This is a genomic window from Niveispirillum sp. GW835-FHT14G11, from assembly GCF_058793615.1.
Map to the genome: position 1 here is coordinate 214,076 of NZ_JBXAFZ010000011.1, position 15,229 is coordinate 229,304.

Annotated in this window: 11 protein-coding genes; 10 read left to right on the forward strand and 1 reads right to left on the reverse strand. The window is 66.4% G+C overall.

Annotation, left to right across the window (positions count from 1 at the left end; all coding sequences use genetic code 11):
• Positions 1 to 21 precede the first annotated feature (21 nt).
• Positions 22 to 2,790, forward strand: coding sequence for a glycosyl hydrolase 115 family protein (locus AC1Q7F_RS20760; protein WP_492510411.1), 2,769 nt, complete (start codon positions 22 to 24; stop codon positions 2,788 to 2,790).
• A gap of 75 nt (positions 2,791 to 2,865) precedes the next feature.
• Here the strand turns inward: AC1Q7F_RS20760 and AC1Q7F_RS20765 are convergent, their stop codons facing one another.
• The gene (locus AC1Q7F_RS20765) at positions 2,866 to 3,075 is read right to left on the reverse strand and encodes a cold-shock protein (protein ID WP_492510412.1); all 210 of its coding nucleotides are present in this window, start codon (positions 3,073 to 3,075) and stop codon (positions 2,866 to 2,868) included.
• A 543-nt stretch (positions 3,076 to 3,618) separates the two neighbouring features.
• Between AC1Q7F_RS20765 and AC1Q7F_RS20770 the strand changes: the two genes are divergently transcribed.
• Genes AC1Q7F_RS20770 through AC1Q7F_RS20810 form a run of 9 tightly spaced genes read left to right on the forward strand, consistent with a single transcriptional unit; the run spans position 3,619 to position 14,925 of the window.
• Positions 3,619 to 4,848: an amidohydrolase family protein gene (locus AC1Q7F_RS20770; RefSeq protein ID WP_492510413.1), complete on the forward strand. Its 1,230-nt coding sequence runs from the start codon at positions 3,619 to 3,621 to the stop codon at positions 4,846 to 4,848.
• The gene (locus AC1Q7F_RS20775; RefSeq protein ID WP_492510414.1) at positions 4,845 to 5,678 is read left to right on the forward strand and encodes an alpha/beta hydrolase fold domain-containing protein; all 834 of its coding nucleotides are present in this window, start codon (positions 4,845 to 4,847) and stop codon (positions 5,676 to 5,678) included. The genes AC1Q7F_RS20770 and AC1Q7F_RS20775 overlap by 4 nt, the downstream gene beginning before the upstream one ends.
• Positions 5,678 to 7,090, forward strand: a complete 1,413-nt coding sequence (locus tag AC1Q7F_RS20780; RefSeq protein WP_492510415.1) for an FAD-dependent monooxygenase — start codon at positions 5,678 to 5,680, stop codon at positions 7,088 to 7,090. Before AC1Q7F_RS20775 ends, AC1Q7F_RS20780 begins: the two co-directional genes overlap by 1 nt.
• A 25-nt stretch (positions 7,091 to 7,115) precedes the next feature.
• Complete coding sequence (locus AC1Q7F_RS20785) at positions 7,116 to 7,985, forward strand: VOC family protein (RefSeq protein WP_492510416.1); 870 nt, start codon at positions 7,116 to 7,118, stop codon at positions 7,983 to 7,985.
• A 15-nt stretch (positions 7,986 to 8,000) separates the two neighbouring features.
• Positions 8,001 to 8,828 (forward strand): fumarylacetoacetate hydrolase family protein, encoded by an 828-nt coding sequence (locus AC1Q7F_RS20790; protein WP_492510417.1) that lies wholly within the window; start codon positions 8,001 to 8,003, stop codon positions 8,826 to 8,828.
• A gap of 31 nt (positions 8,829 to 8,859) precedes the next feature.
• A complete protein-coding gene (locus AC1Q7F_RS20795) occupies positions 8,860 to 10,173 on the forward strand; it encodes a glycoside hydrolase family 1 protein (protein ID WP_492510418.1) in 1,314 nt (437 codons plus the stop codon).
• The gene (locus AC1Q7F_RS20800; RefSeq protein WP_492510419.1) at positions 10,170 to 10,586 is read left to right on the forward strand and encodes a hypothetical protein; all 417 of its coding nucleotides are present in this window, start codon (positions 10,170 to 10,172) and stop codon (positions 10,584 to 10,586) included. Before AC1Q7F_RS20795 ends, AC1Q7F_RS20800 begins: the two co-directional genes overlap by 4 nt.
• Positions 10,579 to 13,968 carry a glycosyl hydrolase gene (locus AC1Q7F_RS20805; protein WP_492510420.1) on the forward strand — a complete coding sequence of 1,130 codons (3,390 nt, stop codon included), beginning with the start codon at positions 10,579 to 10,581 and terminating at the stop codon, positions 13,966 to 13,968. The genes AC1Q7F_RS20800 and AC1Q7F_RS20805 overlap by 8 nt, the downstream gene beginning before the upstream one ends.
• Before the next feature lie 36 nt (positions 13,969 to 14,004).
• Positions 14,005 to 14,925, forward strand: a complete 921-nt coding sequence (locus AC1Q7F_RS20810; RefSeq protein WP_492510422.1) for a LysR family transcriptional regulator — start codon at positions 14,005 to 14,007, stop codon at positions 14,923 to 14,925.
• The last annotated feature ends 304 nt before the right edge of the window (positions 14,926 to 15,229 follow it).

Sequence of the window (15,229 nt, forward strand, 5' to 3'; positions counted from 1 at the left end):
GGATCGTCGTTGAGAGAGATCATGTTCCGCCTGTCACGCCTCCTTCTGTCCGTCATCACCGCTTCCCTTCTGTCACCCGCGGCGGCAGCGAATCCCGTTGAGCTCTTCGATGGCAGCCGCGTGGCCGGCATCATCCATGATGGCGGGCAGCCCACTATGCTGGCGGGCGACCTGCTGGCCCGCGATCTGGCGCAGTTGACGGGGCAGGCACCGGCCGTTTCGACCGACATGGCGCAGTGCCGCCAGCTCTGTATCGTTGTGGGTACGATCACGTCCGATCTGGTGCAGGCCCTTGCGCGGGAGGAGGGGATTGATCTGTCCGACATCGCCGGGCAGTGGGAGCGCTATGTGCGCCTTTCCATCCGGTCCAGGCGCGACCCGTCGCGCCGCTTTCTGCTGATTGCCGGATCGGACCCGCGCGGTGCCGTCTGGGGCGTGGTTGACCTGACGCGGGAGATGGGTATTTCCGCCTGGGAATGGTGGGCCGATGTCACGCCGCGCCGGGTCGGGCGCCTGTCGGTCGACGGCGCCCGCATCCGTTCCGACAGCCCGTCCGTCCAGTATCGCGGCATCTTCCTGAATGATGAGGATTGGGGCCTGCAGCCCTGGGCGGCCAAGACCTATGAGCCGGAAACGGGCGATATCGGCCCGAAAACCTATGCCCGCATCTTTGAGTTGATGTGGCGGCTGAAGGCCAACCTGATCTGGCCGGCCATGCATGACAGCACCAGGCCCTTCTACCAGATCCCCGGCAATGCCCAGATGGCGGACGCCTATGGCATCGTCGTCGGCACCTCCCATGCCGAGCCGATGATGCGCAATAATGTGCGGGAATGGGACGAGGGCGCGCGTGGCCCGTTCAACTTCTTCACCAACCGCGCCGCCATGATCGATTACTGGCGCCAGCGGGCCGACGAGGTGAAGGGGTTCGAGACCATCTATTCCATCGGCCTGCGCGGCAAGCATGACAGCGCCATGGAAGGCACCACCTCGCCGGAGGCGGCGCGCGATGCCATGGAACAGGTGATGGGCATCCAGCGCGACCTGCTGGCCACGGCCCAGAACCGCCCGGCAACCCAGGTGCCCCAGGTTCTGACCCTCTATAAGGAGGTGCTGGATATCTACAAGTCCGGGCTGGTGGTGCCCGACTACGTCACCCTGGTCTGGCCGGAGGATAATTACGGCTATATCAACCGGCTCCCCAGCCCCCTTGAACAGGCCCGCAGAGGCGGGTCGGGCGTCTATTATCACATCTCCTACTGGGGGCGTCCGCACGACTATCTCTGGCTGGCCACCACCCACCCGGCCCTGATCCGAGAGCAGATGGACCGGGCCTGGCAGATGCGGGCCCGCAAGATCTGGGTGGTGAATGTCGGCGACATCAAGCCCGGCGAGTATCTGACCCAGTATTTCCTGGATCTGGCCTTCGACCACCGCAGCCTTGCCCCCACGCCGCGCCAGCATCTGGAAGCCTGGGCGGAGCGGCAGTTCGGTAAGGCTGCGGCTGTGGAGGTCGCCGACATCCTCACCGATTATTACGATCTGGCATTCGAGCGACGACCTGAATTCATGGGCTTCAGCCAGACCGAACCGACGCGGCCCATCCGCATCGGCGATCATATCCGCACCGGCGGGGCGGAGGCCCATGCGCGGATCGACCGCTACGCGGATCTGGCGGCGCGGGCTGCCGCTCTGGCATCCCGGCTGCCGGCCGACCGCAGCGACGCCTATTTCCAACTGGTGCTCTACCCCGTCCGCGCCGCTGCCGCCATCAACGAACGCAACCTGACGCTGGACCTGGCGGCCCTGTATGCAAGGCGGGGGCGGGCCAATGTCAATGCCTATGCCGACCGGGCCCGTGCGGCGCATGCCAGCATCGTCGCCGATACCGCTGCCTATAATGACCGGAACGGCAGCAAATGGCGCGGCATGATGGACATGGCGCCCCGCCGCCTGCCGGTCTTCGCGGAACCCGCCTATCCCAGGGTGGATATCGTCCCCCGTCCCGGCTGCGCCATCGATCCGTCAGAACTGGTCTTTGTCATCGGCCGGCCCGCCAGCCACAGCCTGACGCTTTACAGCCATGGCGAGGCGGCGGACTGGACGCTGGCCGGAGCGAAAGGCATCGTCCCCACCGCCACCGGTGGCCGGCTGGAGGCCGCGAACGGGTTCGAGCAGCGGGTGGAACTGCGCTATGATGGCGGCCAGGTACTGGAGGCTGGTACGGTGCAATGCGCCGGCCGCGCGATCAAGGTGGCGGCCACGCTGCTGCCCGCCCCGTCGCCCGATGCGCCGGTGGAACTGAACCGCATTATCTCGTTGAAAGCGGCCGACGCAACGCTGGCGCCTGATGGTGTATGGGAGATGGTGCCCGGCCTGGGGTCGCGCGGCGATGCGCTGCGATCCAGGCTGTCCCTGCCATCGGCGACGCAAGCCGCCGCTGTGCCGCCATTGACCTTCACCTTCCAGACGTGGGCAACTACAGGAGCCGAGTTGCGCATCGTGGCCCTGCCCGTGCATCCTTTGACGGGTAACAACGGGCTGCGTATCGGGCTCCAGGTGGATGATGGTGCGGTGCAGGTGCTGGATTACCAGACGCATGGCCGCAGTGAGGAATGGAAGGGCAATGTCCTGTCCAACAGTGCCGTCCGCACAATGGCGCTGGGACAGCTTCCCGCCGGGGCGCATCGGATCAGGGTCCATGCGCTCGATCCCGGCTTCCTGCTGGACCGGATCGACGTGCGGCTGGACGGGGCGCCGGACTATTACGGGGCGCCGCCGGTCCGATAAGAACCACAGACGGCGGACATGAAAAAGGCGGCGGCATGAAACCATGCCACCGCCTTGATCAGGACCCGACGTCGCTTAGGCGACGCGCAGGTTCTCGGCAGCGGTCTTGCCCTTGCGCGGGTCGCGCACGGGGTCGAAGCTGACCTTCTGGCCTTCATTCAGGGTGGACAGGCCAGCGCGCTCAACGGCGGAGATATGCACGAAAACGTCGGCAGAGCCATCCTCGGGCTGGATGAAGCCGAAGCCCTTGGTGCTATTGAACCACTTGACGGTACCGATGCTCATGAAAGCCTCCTGGGATAGTTCCCGTTCGGAGCTGCCCGGCGCGAGAGTGCGATACGGGCATCAAAGTCACGACAGGGACGAACCAGCGGTAGCCGGCAGATAACCCAGTAGCAAAGTCGATGTAAGGCATATAGCCGCCATGGCCGCGGGTGGCAAGGGTTTCAGCGTAAATATCCCGCCAATGCCCGCGCCAGCGTTCTGACACGCGTGCCGCCATCGGGTCCGGCCGGTCTCTCCCATCATGAACCAAGGTCCGGAACCAAGGTCCGGGGCATGGGCATTCAAATCGGTGATGCGTCGAATTTATCCATTCAATTTCAAACTTGCAGCCCCTTGGGTTGATAGTGGGGTCAGTGAAGCGATCCCCGGATCAACCGGGGACGACCAGGGAGGTGGCAATGAGACCTGTATATCCGGGCCGCGTGGCGCGCCTGCCGGCCTGAGATTTTGCGAACCGCAGAAATATTGATCGACGCGCCGGGCAAGACCCGGCCGCGACCGGAGAAATTCGCCCGTCAACACGGGCCATGAGGGAGGCTGCCCATGCGGCACCTGTTCAGCAATGTCTGGATTTTCGACGGCACCGGCGCCGACCGCTTCCGGGGCGAGGTTATGGTTGAGGACGGGCGTATCGCCGCTGTGGCCCGGCTCGGTAGCGACCCGGAACTGCCACGTGACGGCGCCATTGTCGTGGATGGCACGGGCGGCACCCTGATGCCGGGCCTGGTGGAGGCGCATGGACACCTGACCTGGCCATCATCGGTGGAACGCATCATCCACCGGTTCGAACTGCCGCCAGAGGAAATGACCCTGGCCGCCGCGCGCAATGCCCGCGTCCTGCTGGACCATGGCTTCACCAGCGTCTATTCCGCCGGCGCCCTGGGGGAGCGGGTGGAGGTGGTGCTGCGCGACCATATCCGTGACGGCCATCTGCCCGGCCCGCGCCTGCGCGCATCGACCATCGAACGCAGCCCGCCCGGCGGCGACGGGGTGGAAACCGGCCATATCGACCATGGCCGCGGTCCCGACGCCATGCGCGCCTTCATCGACCATTGCAAGGGACTGGGCATTGATAGCGTGAAATTGCTGCTGTCCGGGGAGGATGCGCTGCTGCCCGGCGCATCGCAGCACATCCTTTATACCGATACGGAGGTCGCGGCGGCGTGTCAGCGGGCGCGGGAGCAGGGGCTGTGGGTGAACGCCCATACCCAGGCATCCGACGCGGTGAAGATGGGCCTGCGCCATGGCGTGCGCGTCCTTTATCACTGCACCTATGCCGATGCGGAGGCGGTGGACATGCTGGAGGCGGCGAAGGCCGACATCTTCATGGCGCCGGCCATCGGCATTATCGTCGCGACCCTGGAGGCCAAGCCGCCACCCCATATCGACATGAGTGCGATGAAGGAGAGCGCCAAGCCGGTGATCGAACGCGCCACGTGCCTGATCCCGGAACTGAAGAAGCGCGGTGTGCGGGTGTTGCCGGGCGGTGACTATGGCTTCCCCTTCAATCCCAACGGTCGCAATGGTCGCGACCTGGAGCATTTCGTGACCCTGTTCGGTTATAGCCCGGCCGAGGCGCTGGCCGCCGCCACGGGGCTGGGCGGGCAGATCATGGATCTGCCCGTGGGGCTGGTGCGGGAAGGGTATCTGGCGGACCTGCTGCTGGTCGCCGGTGACCCCACCGCCGATGTCCGCATCCTTCAGGACAAGCGCAACCTGTCGGCCATCATGCTGGACGGCCGCTTCCACAAGGCGCCGGCGGTGGCGGCATGAGGCCGGAAAGCCTGGTCTTCGGCGACCATCCGGGGGGCGGCCTGGCCGGGGACCTGTGGCGCCCGGACGGGCCGGGACCGCATCCCGTGCTGGTGGCGGTGCCCGGCGGGGCCTGGCTGCGGGGCGACAAGGCGGCATTGGGTGGCTGGGGCCGGTATCTGGCAGGCCGGGGCATCGCGCTGTTCGCCATCGATTACCGCCGCGCCGTTGCGGGGCCGGTCTTTCCCGGCAATGTGCGCGACGTGCGCGCCGCCCTGTGCTTCATCGCGGCGAAGGCGGGGGATCTGGGGCTGGACGCTGACCGTATCGCCATCCTGGGTGCATCGGCCGGGGCGCATCTGGCGGCCCTGGTGGCTTTGGGCGGGGACAGGGCGCCGTTCAAGGCGGAGGGTGATGCCCCCCTGCCGGGCTTGCGGGCGCTGGTCGGCATTTATGGAGTCTATGATCTGTTCAGCCATTGGCAGGCCGATCTGGCCGGCAATGCCGGACCGGGAAAGGATGCCGCGGCACGTATGCTGGGCGCCGATCCCTATGACGATCCCGGCCTTTATACCGATGCTTCGCCTTTGCGGCAGGTGCGGCGCACGGGCAATGCCTTGCCGGTCCTGCTGGCCTGGGGCATGCATGATACGGATGTGCTGCCGGGACAGAGCGAGGGGATGCTGACCGCCCTGCGCCAGGCCGGGTTTCCCGTCCGTGGCCGGCCCGTCCTGGGTGCCACCCATTTCTGGTTCAGCGAGCAGGACCCGGCGGAAGATGGCAGCTTCAGTGCCCAACTGGCCCCGGATCTGCTGCGCTTTCTGAAACTGCATCTTGGCGGGGGGCGGTAATGGAATTCGATGTCGCCATCATCGGCTGCGGCCCCGTGGGCGCGCTGGTGGCCAATCTGCTGGGACGCCGCGGCATCAGCACCCTGGTGGTGGAGCAGGCTGCCAGCCCGCATCCCTTGCCACGCGCCGTCCATATCGATCACGAAATGGTCCGGCTTTTCCAGGATATTGACCTGACCGAAACGATCCTGCCGCTGATGCGGGATACCGACGGGCATTTGCATGTCGGGGCCGATGGTGGGGTCATCCGCTATATGGGCACGGCGGGCCAAGCGCGGCCCTTTGGCTGGTCCAACGACTATTTCTTCTACCAGCCGGAGCTGGAAGACGCCCTGCGCGCCGGCCTGTCGCGGTTCGACCATGTGCAATTGCGCCTGGGCTGCCGGCTGACCGGGCTGGAACAGGCGGGAGGGAAGGTGTTCCTGACCCTGCTGGAGGGTGAGGTGGAAAGCCGCGTCGCCGTCCGCCATGTTATCGCCTGCGACGGGGCCAGTTCGCCGGTGCGCAAGCTGCTGGGCGTAAGGCCCGCCACCATCGTGCCCGGCCCGCGCAACCTGCGCCGCTGGGAATTCATGCTGCTGCCGGGGGAGGATGACAGTGAGATGATGCGGCCGGAACAGGTTGCGGGTCTGTTGGAACCCTGGGTCAGGGATGTACCGCACAAGATCGTGCGCGGGGCGACATACCGGTTCCACGGGCTGGTGGCGGAGTGCTGGCGGGTGGGCAATGTCTTCCTGGCCGGTGACGCCGCGCACCAGACGCCGCCCTTTTTCGGTCAGGGCATGTGCCATGGCTTCCGCGACGTGGCCAACCTGGCCTGGAAGCTTGACATGGTGCTGAAGGGCCTGGCGCCCGACGCGCTGCTGGACACTTATCAGCCGGAGCGCGAGCCGCATGTGCGCAGCGTGATCGGCGCCGCCGTGGCAGCCGGGCGCTATATCTGCGTCCTGGACCGCGACAAGGCGGCGGAGCGTGACCGCACCATCCGGGCACAGATGGCGGGCGGCCCGCCGCGCACCGCCGCCGATCTGATCCCGGCCATCGCCGCCGGCATCGTGCGGCCGGGGTCGGGCCAGCGCTTCATCCAGCCCCAGGACGGTGAGGGGTGCTTGTTGGACGATATCACCGGCGGCGGCTGGCGTCTGATCCTGCGCGCCGATGCAACGCTGCCGGCGTTGCCGGCCATGTGGCAGGCGCTGGGCGGTACGGTCTGGCAGGTGGGGCTGGATGGGCTGACGGACCCGCAGGGACAGTTGTCGCGCTGGTTCGACGCGAATGGGGCGGCGGCCGTGCTGCTGCGCCCGGATTTCTACATCTACGGCATCGCGGCGGATGCGGCCGGGATCACCGGGCTGGCCTGGGATCTGGTCCGTGACCTGGTTGGCGGCGTTGCCGCTGCCCATGCCGCCTGACGGATGCTAGCCAAGGAGCCTTGCCATGGAATTGCGCAGTATCGAGCTGGACCTGCCCGACCCCGACGGGGCGGCGCGGTTCCTGACAGGTGTTTGGGGCCTGGGCGATGCCGGCGGGGACGGGGACAGCCGCTACCTGCGCGGATCGGGGGATCAGCCCTATCTGGTCGGCCTGTACCCTGCCGACCATCCGCTGGTCCGCTCCGTCACCTTCCTGGCGGTGGCGGATGAGATCGAGGCCGCGCGCCGGCGTGCCGCCCAGCACGGCGTGGCGGTGATGGAAGTGGCATCCACCGATCCCGGTGCTGGTGCTGGCATCGCGCTGGTCCTGCCGGACGGCGCCGTCATCCGCCTGCTGTCCGGGGCCGGGCGGGTGGAGCCGGTGACGGGGGTTCCCGACCGGGCCGTGCGCCTGACCCATGTCGTGCTGAATGCCGTGGATGCGGAGGCGACGGCGCGTTTCGCAGAAGATGTGCTGGGCTTCCGCGTGTCGGACCGGACCAAGGGCATGGTCTTCGTGCGCTGCAACGCCTCGCACCATTCCATCGCCTTTGCCCGTGCAGGCTTTGCATCCCTGAACCATATCGCGTTCGAGATGACCGATATGGATGCCGTCATGCGCGGTATCGGGCGGTTGCGTGATGTCGGCATGGTGCCAGCCTGGGGGCCGGGCCGGCACGGGCCGGGGGCCAATGTCTTCGCCTATTTCATCGCGCCATTCGGTGCCGTCGTCGAATTCTCCACCGCCGTGGAAGTGGTTGGCGAGGATTACCGCACGGGCGCACCAGACGACTGGACCTGGCCGCCCAACCGCATCGACCAATGGGGCATCTCCGGCAAGGACATGGCGGCATTGGGGGAGGCGGAACGCGTCTTCCGCTTCCGGCGCGGCTGACAGGAGCAAGCAACCATGCGTTTGATCAGTTTCCTTCATGATGGCAAACCCGGCTTCGGCGCCGTTTCCGGCGACCGGATCGCGGATTTCACCACCCTGGCGCCCGACCTGAAATCGGCCATCGCCGATGGTATCCTGGCCGGTCTGGCGGGCGCAGAGCCGACGGTCCCCCTGTCGGCCGTCACCCTGCTGCCACCCATCCCCAATCCGGGCAAGATCCTGTGCGTCGGGCATAATTACGAGACGCACCGGCAGGAGACGGGCCGGGCCAAGGTTGCCCACCCGTCGATCTTCACCCGCTTCGCCGACACGCTGACCCCATCCGGCCAGCCCATCCTGCGCCCCCGCCATTCCACGCACCTGGATTTCGAGGGCGAACTGGCGGTGGTGATCGGCCGGGGCGGGCGCGACATTGCCGTGGAGGATGCCCACGCGCACGTGGCCGGCTATGCCTGCTTCAACGATGCCTCGGTGCGCGACTGGCAGTGGCACACGCAGCAATTCACCCCGGGCAAGAACTTTCCCGGCACGGGCGGCTTCGGTCCTGTTCTGGTGACGACCGATGCCGTGCCGGATTATCGCGCCCTGACCGTGACCACGCGTCTGAACGGACAGGTGGTGCAGAGCCAGCCGACGGCCGACATGATTTTCTCCATCCCCACCATCATCGCCTATATCTCCGCCTTCACACCCCTGACGCCCGGCGACGTCATCGCCACGGGCACACCGGGTGGGGTGGGGGCGAAGCGCGAGCCCCCGCTCTGGATGCAGCCAGGCGACGTGGTGGAGGTGGATATTCCCGGCATCGGCCTGCTGCGCAACCCCATCGCCGACGCCGCCTGAACAATCAATGATAAAGCAGGGAGGATCAGTCATGTTGACCAATGATCATATCGGGCGCCGCGCGCTGCTGGCCGGACTATCGGCGGGGGCCGCCCTGGCGGCACTGCCCGGCCGGGCAGCGGGTACGGCGTTTCCCAAGGATTTCCTCTGGGGTGCCGCCATTTCCGGCCATCAGACGGAGGGCGATAACAGCAACAGCGATATCTGGCACCTGGAACAGCTGTCCCCCGGCCCGTTTTTGGAAAAGTCGGGCAAGGCCTGCGACTTTCTGAACCTCTATGCCCAGGACCTGGACCTGGCCGCCCGGCTGGGCTTCAACGCCTTCCGTTTCTCGCTGGAATGGTCGCGGATCGAACCGGAGGAGGGTAGGTTTGACGCCCAGGCGCTGGACCAATATCGCCGCGTCGCCGCCACGGCCCGTGAAAAGGGCCTGGCGCCCGCCATCACCTTCAACCATTTCACCACGCCCCTGTGGTTCGCCAAGCAGGGCGGGTGGGAAGTGGCCGGGTCGGGCGACAAATTCGCCCGCTTCTGCGCGGCGGCGGTGAAGGCGGTGGGCGAATTTGCCAGCATTGCCACCACCTTGAACGAGCCCAATCTGGGCCGGTTGCTGCGGGTCATCCTGCCGCCGCCCATCGTTGCCGACATGGGCAAGGCCATGCAGGGGGCGGCAGCCCTGGCCGGCTCCGCCCGCTTCTCCGCCGCACAGTTCGGCGACCAGGACGCCATGCTGCCCAATCTGCTCGACGGGCATCGCAAGGGCGTGGCCGCCATCAAGGCCGGGCCGGGCAGTTTCCCCGTCGGCGTGTCGCTGGCCATCGTTGATGACCAGGCGGTTGGCGCGGGGAGCAAGCGTGACGAGGTGCGGTCCTATCTGAACGATGCCTGGCTGGATGCGGTGAAGGTCGACGATTTCGTGGGCGTGCAGACCTATGGCCGCAACCGCTTCGATGCCAAGGGCCTGATGCACCCGCCGGAAGGGGCCGAACTGACCCAGATGGGGGAGGAATTCTATCCCCAGGGCCTGGGTGCCACCGTCCGCTATGTCCATGGGGCGACAGGCCGTCCCGTCTATGTCACGGAAAACGGCATCGCGACGGAAGATGATACAAGGCGCATCGCCTATATCGACGGGGCTGTCGCGGCGCTGCGCGACTGCATCCGCGACGGCTTGCCGGTGAAGGGCTATCTGCATTGGTCGTTCCTGGATAATTACGAATGGATCTTCGGCTATCGCCCGAAATTCGGGCTGGTCGCCGTGGATCGCGCCACACAGAAGCGTAGCCCCAAGCCCAGCGCCGCCCATCTGGGCGCCATCGCCCGGCGCAATGGCGGTGCGGCGTGAGCGGGCTTCTGGTCCGGGAGGTGGCGGTCAGCATCGCCATCAACAGCTTGCTGAACCTGGGTTTCACTTGGGTGGCCTTCCATGGGATGGAGCGGGTGGAAGTCGATGCACTGCTAATTGATCTGATCCCGACCGCCTTCATGATCGCGCTGATGGGCAGCGTGGTGCCCAGCCTGATCAACCGCCGCCGTCTGTTGCCACCGCCGTCCGTGCGTTTCATCCTGTTGCGTGGGGTGGGGCTGGCGCTGTTGGCTGCTACCATGGTGGTGCCGTCGGTGGCCCTGCTGCTGCGTGGGTTGGAAGGCTTGGATTGGGGACAGGTTCTGCAATTGAAAATGCCGCTGGGCGCGGTCATCGCTCTGGCTGTCACGACATGGTCGCTGCGCGGCCTGGGGAAGGAACTCCATGCGTAAGGCAATGATCCTGCTGGCCGCCTGTCTGTTGTCCGGCACCTCAGCATTCGCCACCGACACATTGCGCGACGGGTTCCAGACCCCGCCCGACAGTGCCAGGCCGCGCGTCTGGTGGCACTGGCTGGGCAACAACGTCACCGCCGACGGCATCGACAAGGATTTGGCCTGGATGCGCCGGGTGGGTATCGGCGGTTTCCAGCTGTTCTCCGGCAATCTGGAAACGCCGCTGCTGGTGGACAAGCCGGTCGTGGTGTTTTCACCCGAATGGCGTTCCATGGTCCGACACACGGCCGAACGCGCTGATGCTCTGGGCCTGGAAATGACCATGGCTGCCTCGGCGGGGTGGAGCGAGACGGGCGGCCCCTGGGTCAAGCCTGAACAGGCCATGAAGAAGCTGGTGTGGTCGCAAACCGTGATCCACGGAGGGAAACGTTTCCAGGGCAGGCTGCCGGCACCGCCCGCCGGCAACGGCCCGTTCCAGGACATGGCGCCGGCACCGGAACTGCGCCTGCCGCCCCCGCCGGCGGTTCCGGGCGCCCGCGCGCGGCCGCCAGCAGCCCCACACGGGCCGGACCCGACCCATTATGCCGATGTGGCCATCATCGCCTATCGCCTGCCCGACGGGGTGGTGCCGCTGTCCGACCTGAAACCGCGCATCAGCAGCAGCGCCGGCGACGCCGCCATCCTGGGCGACGGCCTTTATGCCACGCCCCTGCGGCTGGAACAGAAGGCGCCGGACGGGCAACTGGCCTGGGTGGACTATGCCTTCGACAAGCCGGTCAGCCTGCCGGCCCTGACGCTGGCCGCCGCTATCGAGGACCCTTTGAATGCCCTGTCGCCCAGCGGCGTGGTGGAGGTGGCGGACGATACCGGTACCTTGCGCGAACTGGTGCGGATCGAACCGCAGCAGGTGGTGGCATTCCCGGCATCGGCGCCCGTGCGTACCGTATCGCTGCCCAAGGCCACGTCCAAGCGCTGGCGTTTCCGCCTGGACCCGATCCCGCCGCAGGCCCTGGCCCTTCCCGGTATGCCGCAGCAGACTGTCCACGCCGTCACCGAAATCCGGTTCGAGACGGAGGCGATGGTCGATCGCTGGCAGGCCAAGGCGGCCTATGACACGGCGCGATCCTATGACGCCGGTGCGGCAGGCCCCTTGGCACCCGCCCGCGATCAGGTAATCGACCTGACCGATCGGATGAAGCCCGATGGCACGCTGGACTGGACCCCGCCCGCCGGCCGCTGGCAGGTGCTGCGTCTGGGCCATTCCCTGACCGGCGTCAAGAACCACCCGGCCGATCCGGAGGGAACCGGGTTCGAGGTGGACAAGCTGGATGGCGCTGCCGTCAGGGCCTATCTGGAGGGCTATCTGGGGCCTGTCGATGAGGCGCTGGGCGATTTGCGCGGCGCCAAAGGCCTGAAGAACCTGCTGACCGACAGCTGGGAGGCGGGGCAGGCCAACTGGACCCCGGCCCTTCCGGCGGAATTCAAACGACGGCGCGGGTACGACATGCTGCCCTGGCTGCCCGTCCTGACCGGCCGGGTAGTGGGCAATGTTACCGACAGCGAGCGCTTCCTCTGGGATTTCCGCCGCACCATCGCCGATCTGCTGGCCGAAGCGCATTTCAAGACCATCCGCGATTTCGCGCATGAGAAGGGCCTGGGCTATTACGGGGAGGCGATGGGCACGCGGCTGCCGACCACCGGCGACGGGTTCCTGAACAAGCGGTATACCGACATTCCGATGGGCGAGTTCTGGCAGATGCCGCCGGGTGCGCCCTCCGACCCGGCGCATACAAGCGATATCGCGGAAGCCGCGTCCGCCGCGCATTTCTATGGCCAGAATCTGGTGGCGGCGGAGGCGTTCACCGCCTTGCCCTTCATGCCGCCCTTCACGGCGACGCCGGCGGCATTGAAGCCCTTCGCCGACCGGTTCCTGGCGCGGGGCGTCAACCGGTTCGTGGTGCATACGTCGGTGCATCAGCCGTCCGACGACCTGCGCCCCGGTATCACGCTGGGCCCGTTCGGGCAGTATCTCACCCGGCATGAGACCTGGGCTGAGCAGGCGGGGCCGTGGATGACCTATCTCTCCCGATCCTCATTCCTGATGCAGCAGGGCCGCGATGTGGCCGATATCGTCTGGCTGGCGGGGGAGGGGGCGGCCTTGTCGGCGCCCGACCCGGATCGGCTGCCGCTGGATGTGCCCGCCGGCTATCGGCTGGACTTCGTAGGGCGGGATGCGCTGACCGAGCTGCTTTCGGTGAAGGACGGGCAACTGGTGGCTCCGTCGGGCGCGCGCTATCTGCTGCTGGTCATTCCGCCATCGGTGAAGGGGCTGACGCTCGCCGCCCTGACCCGGCTGCGCGAATTGCTGGGACAGGGGGCGTGCGTGCTGGCCTCACGCCCGGATGGCAGCCCCAGCCTGGGGGATGATCCGTCACGGGTGGCGGCCCTGATCGCCGAACTGTGGGGCGCCGACGCCACGAAAACGGCGCCGCGCACCATCGGCAAGGGCAGGCTTTATCCCGCCACCGATATCACGGCCGCCATGGCTGACCTGGGGCAGGCGCCAGACCTGCTGGTGCAGGGGGCACCGGATGCCGACATCGCCTGGGCCCATCGGCGCACGGATGATGCCGATATCTGGTTCATTGCCAATCAGAAGGATCGCGCCGAAAACATTACCCTGTCGCTGCGCGGCGATGGGCGGGATGCCGCCCTGTGGCATGCCGACAGCGGTACCGTGGAGCCGGCAGGGTACCGTCTGCAAGAGGGGCGCACGTTCGTACCGCTGTCGCTGGCCCCCCATCAGGCGTTGTTCATTGTGCAGCGGGGCGAGGCACCCGCTTCGTCGCGTGCGGTGGCCGCCCCGGTGGCGGCGGAGAGCTTGGCGCTGTCCGGTGCCTGGACCTTGTTCTTCCCCATGGGTCAGGCCACGCCGGATAGCGTCCTTCTTCCCCAATTGGGATTGTGGAACGACCTGTCCGACGCGTCCGTCCGGCATTTCTCCGGCACCGCCACCTATAAGACGCAGGTCAAACTCCCCGTCGCCTGGGTGGGGCAGCCGGTCTGGATTGATCTGGGCCGGGTGTATGAGGTGGCAACGGTGCGGGTGAACGGCAAGGAGGCGGGCATCGCCTGGAAGCCGCCTTATCGCGTGGATGTCGGGCCACTGCTGAAGGCCGGTACCAACATGCTGGAGGTGGCGGTCAGCAATCTCTGGCCCAACCGCATCGTGGGCGATGTGGGTGGCGCGGGGGTGCCCAGTGTCACCACCAACACCCATCCTTTGCTGCATCCTGATCCCAAGGCCCCCTTGCTGCCGTCCGGCCTGGCTGGTCCTGTCCGGTTGGTCCGCATGGCATTGCCGGGCGGGAACGGCTAGGCTGGCGGGAATGACAAGAATGCCCCAGGGTGGAAGATGCGTTTCAACCGGCTTGACCTGAACCTGCTGGTCATCCTCGACAAGCTGCTGGCGGAGGAGAGCGTCAGCAAGGTCGCGCAGCAACTGAACATGACGCAATCTGCCGTCAGCAACGCGCTGCGCCGTCTTCGCGAATATTTTGAAGATGAACTGTTCGTGCAGGTGGGCCGCCGCATGGTGCCCACGCCCTTCGCGGAGATGCTGGGCGCCCAGGTGCGCGATACGTTGGTGGAGCTGGAGCGGATTTCCACCAGCCGTGCCGGCTTCAACCCTGCGACGGAGGAGCGCAACTTTACCGTTATCACCTCGGATTATGCCTTCCTGGTCTTCGTGGCGGAGGTGGTGCGCCGCCTGCGGGAACGCGCACCCGGCATCCGGCTGCGCACCGTGCTGACCACGGAGAACGCGGCGGAGCATCTGCGCCAGGGTGTTGCCGATTTCCTGATCGTGCCGGAGAAGCGCACGGTTGAGGAATATCCGCGCGAGCCACTGTTCCGCGATGATTTCGTCTGTGTCTGCTGGCAGGACAATCCCAAGATCGGCGATACCATCGCGCTGGAGCAATATCTCAATCTGGAACATGTCGGCACCAGCATGGGGCCGACCAAGGTGCCGCATATCGATGATGAGTTGCTGGCCGGCCGCGGCTTCCGGCGCAACATCACCGTCTATGCGCCCAATTTCACCCTGGTGGCCGATGCGGTGGTCGGCACCGACCGCATCGCCACCATGCACCGCCGCTCCGCCAATATCTGGGCCAAACGCTTGGCCCTGCGCCTGCTGGAACTGCCCATCCAGTTGGGCGGCTTCACCCAGATGCTGCAATGGCACAAGCACCGCTCGTCCGATCCCGGCATGGCCTGGATGCGCACCTTCATGCGCGACGTGGCGGCGGGAATGGATCAATCCGGGAAATAGATCCCCCCACCCCATCCATCATTTTGCGAAATACACATGATGTTGAATGAAAATGAACGGTTGGGATGGCCCTCTGCTATTGATGGGATGTGAAAGATTTGGTGGCGGCGACATTTATCGGCTGACCGTCACCGGCAGAAACCCGAAGCAATCGGGCCGTGCAGGGAGAAGAACATGATCCGGTCGTTGGCACCGATCAGGCACGCCTGACGGCTCTCGTCCATCATCTGAAAATCCGGCAAGCCACTCCCCGATCCGCCCGCCCCGCCGGCCGGAAACGGCACAGGCTTGGCCGGCAATCAAA

Coding starts and splice junctions, on each gene's coding strand:
- AC1Q7F_RS20760 (WP_492510411.1), top strand. CDS start 22: ATGTTCCGCCTGTCACGCCTCCTTCTGTCCGTCATCACCGCTTCCCTT.
- AC1Q7F_RS20765 (WP_492510412.1), bottom strand. CDS start 3,075: ATGAGCATCGGTACCGTCAAGTGGTTCAATAGCACCAAGGGCTTCGGC.
- AC1Q7F_RS20770 (WP_492510413.1), top strand. CDS start 3,619: ATGCGGCACCTGTTCAGCAATGTCTGGATTTTCGACGGCACCGGCGCC.
- AC1Q7F_RS20775 (WP_492510414.1), top strand. CDS start 4,845: ATGAGGCCGGAAAGCCTGGTCTTCGGCGACCATCCGGGGGGCGGCCTG.
- AC1Q7F_RS20780 (WP_492510415.1), top strand. CDS start 5,678: ATGGAATTCGATGTCGCCATCATCGGCTGCGGCCCCGTGGGCGCGCTG.
- AC1Q7F_RS20785 (WP_492510416.1), top strand. CDS start 7,116: ATGGAATTGCGCAGTATCGAGCTGGACCTGCCCGACCCCGACGGGGCG.
- AC1Q7F_RS20790 (WP_492510417.1), top strand. CDS start 8,001: ATGCGTTTGATCAGTTTCCTTCATGATGGCAAACCCGGCTTCGGCGCC.
- AC1Q7F_RS20795 (WP_492510418.1), top strand. CDS start 8,860: ATGTTGACCAATGATCATATCGGGCGCCGCGCGCTGCTGGCCGGACTA.
- AC1Q7F_RS20805 (WP_492510420.1), top strand. CDS start 10,579: ATGCGTAAGGCAATGATCCTGCTGGCCGCCTGTCTGTTGTCCGGCACC.
- AC1Q7F_RS20810 (WP_492510422.1), top strand. CDS start 14,005: ATGCGTTTCAACCGGCTTGACCTGAACCTGCTGGTCATCCTCGACAAG.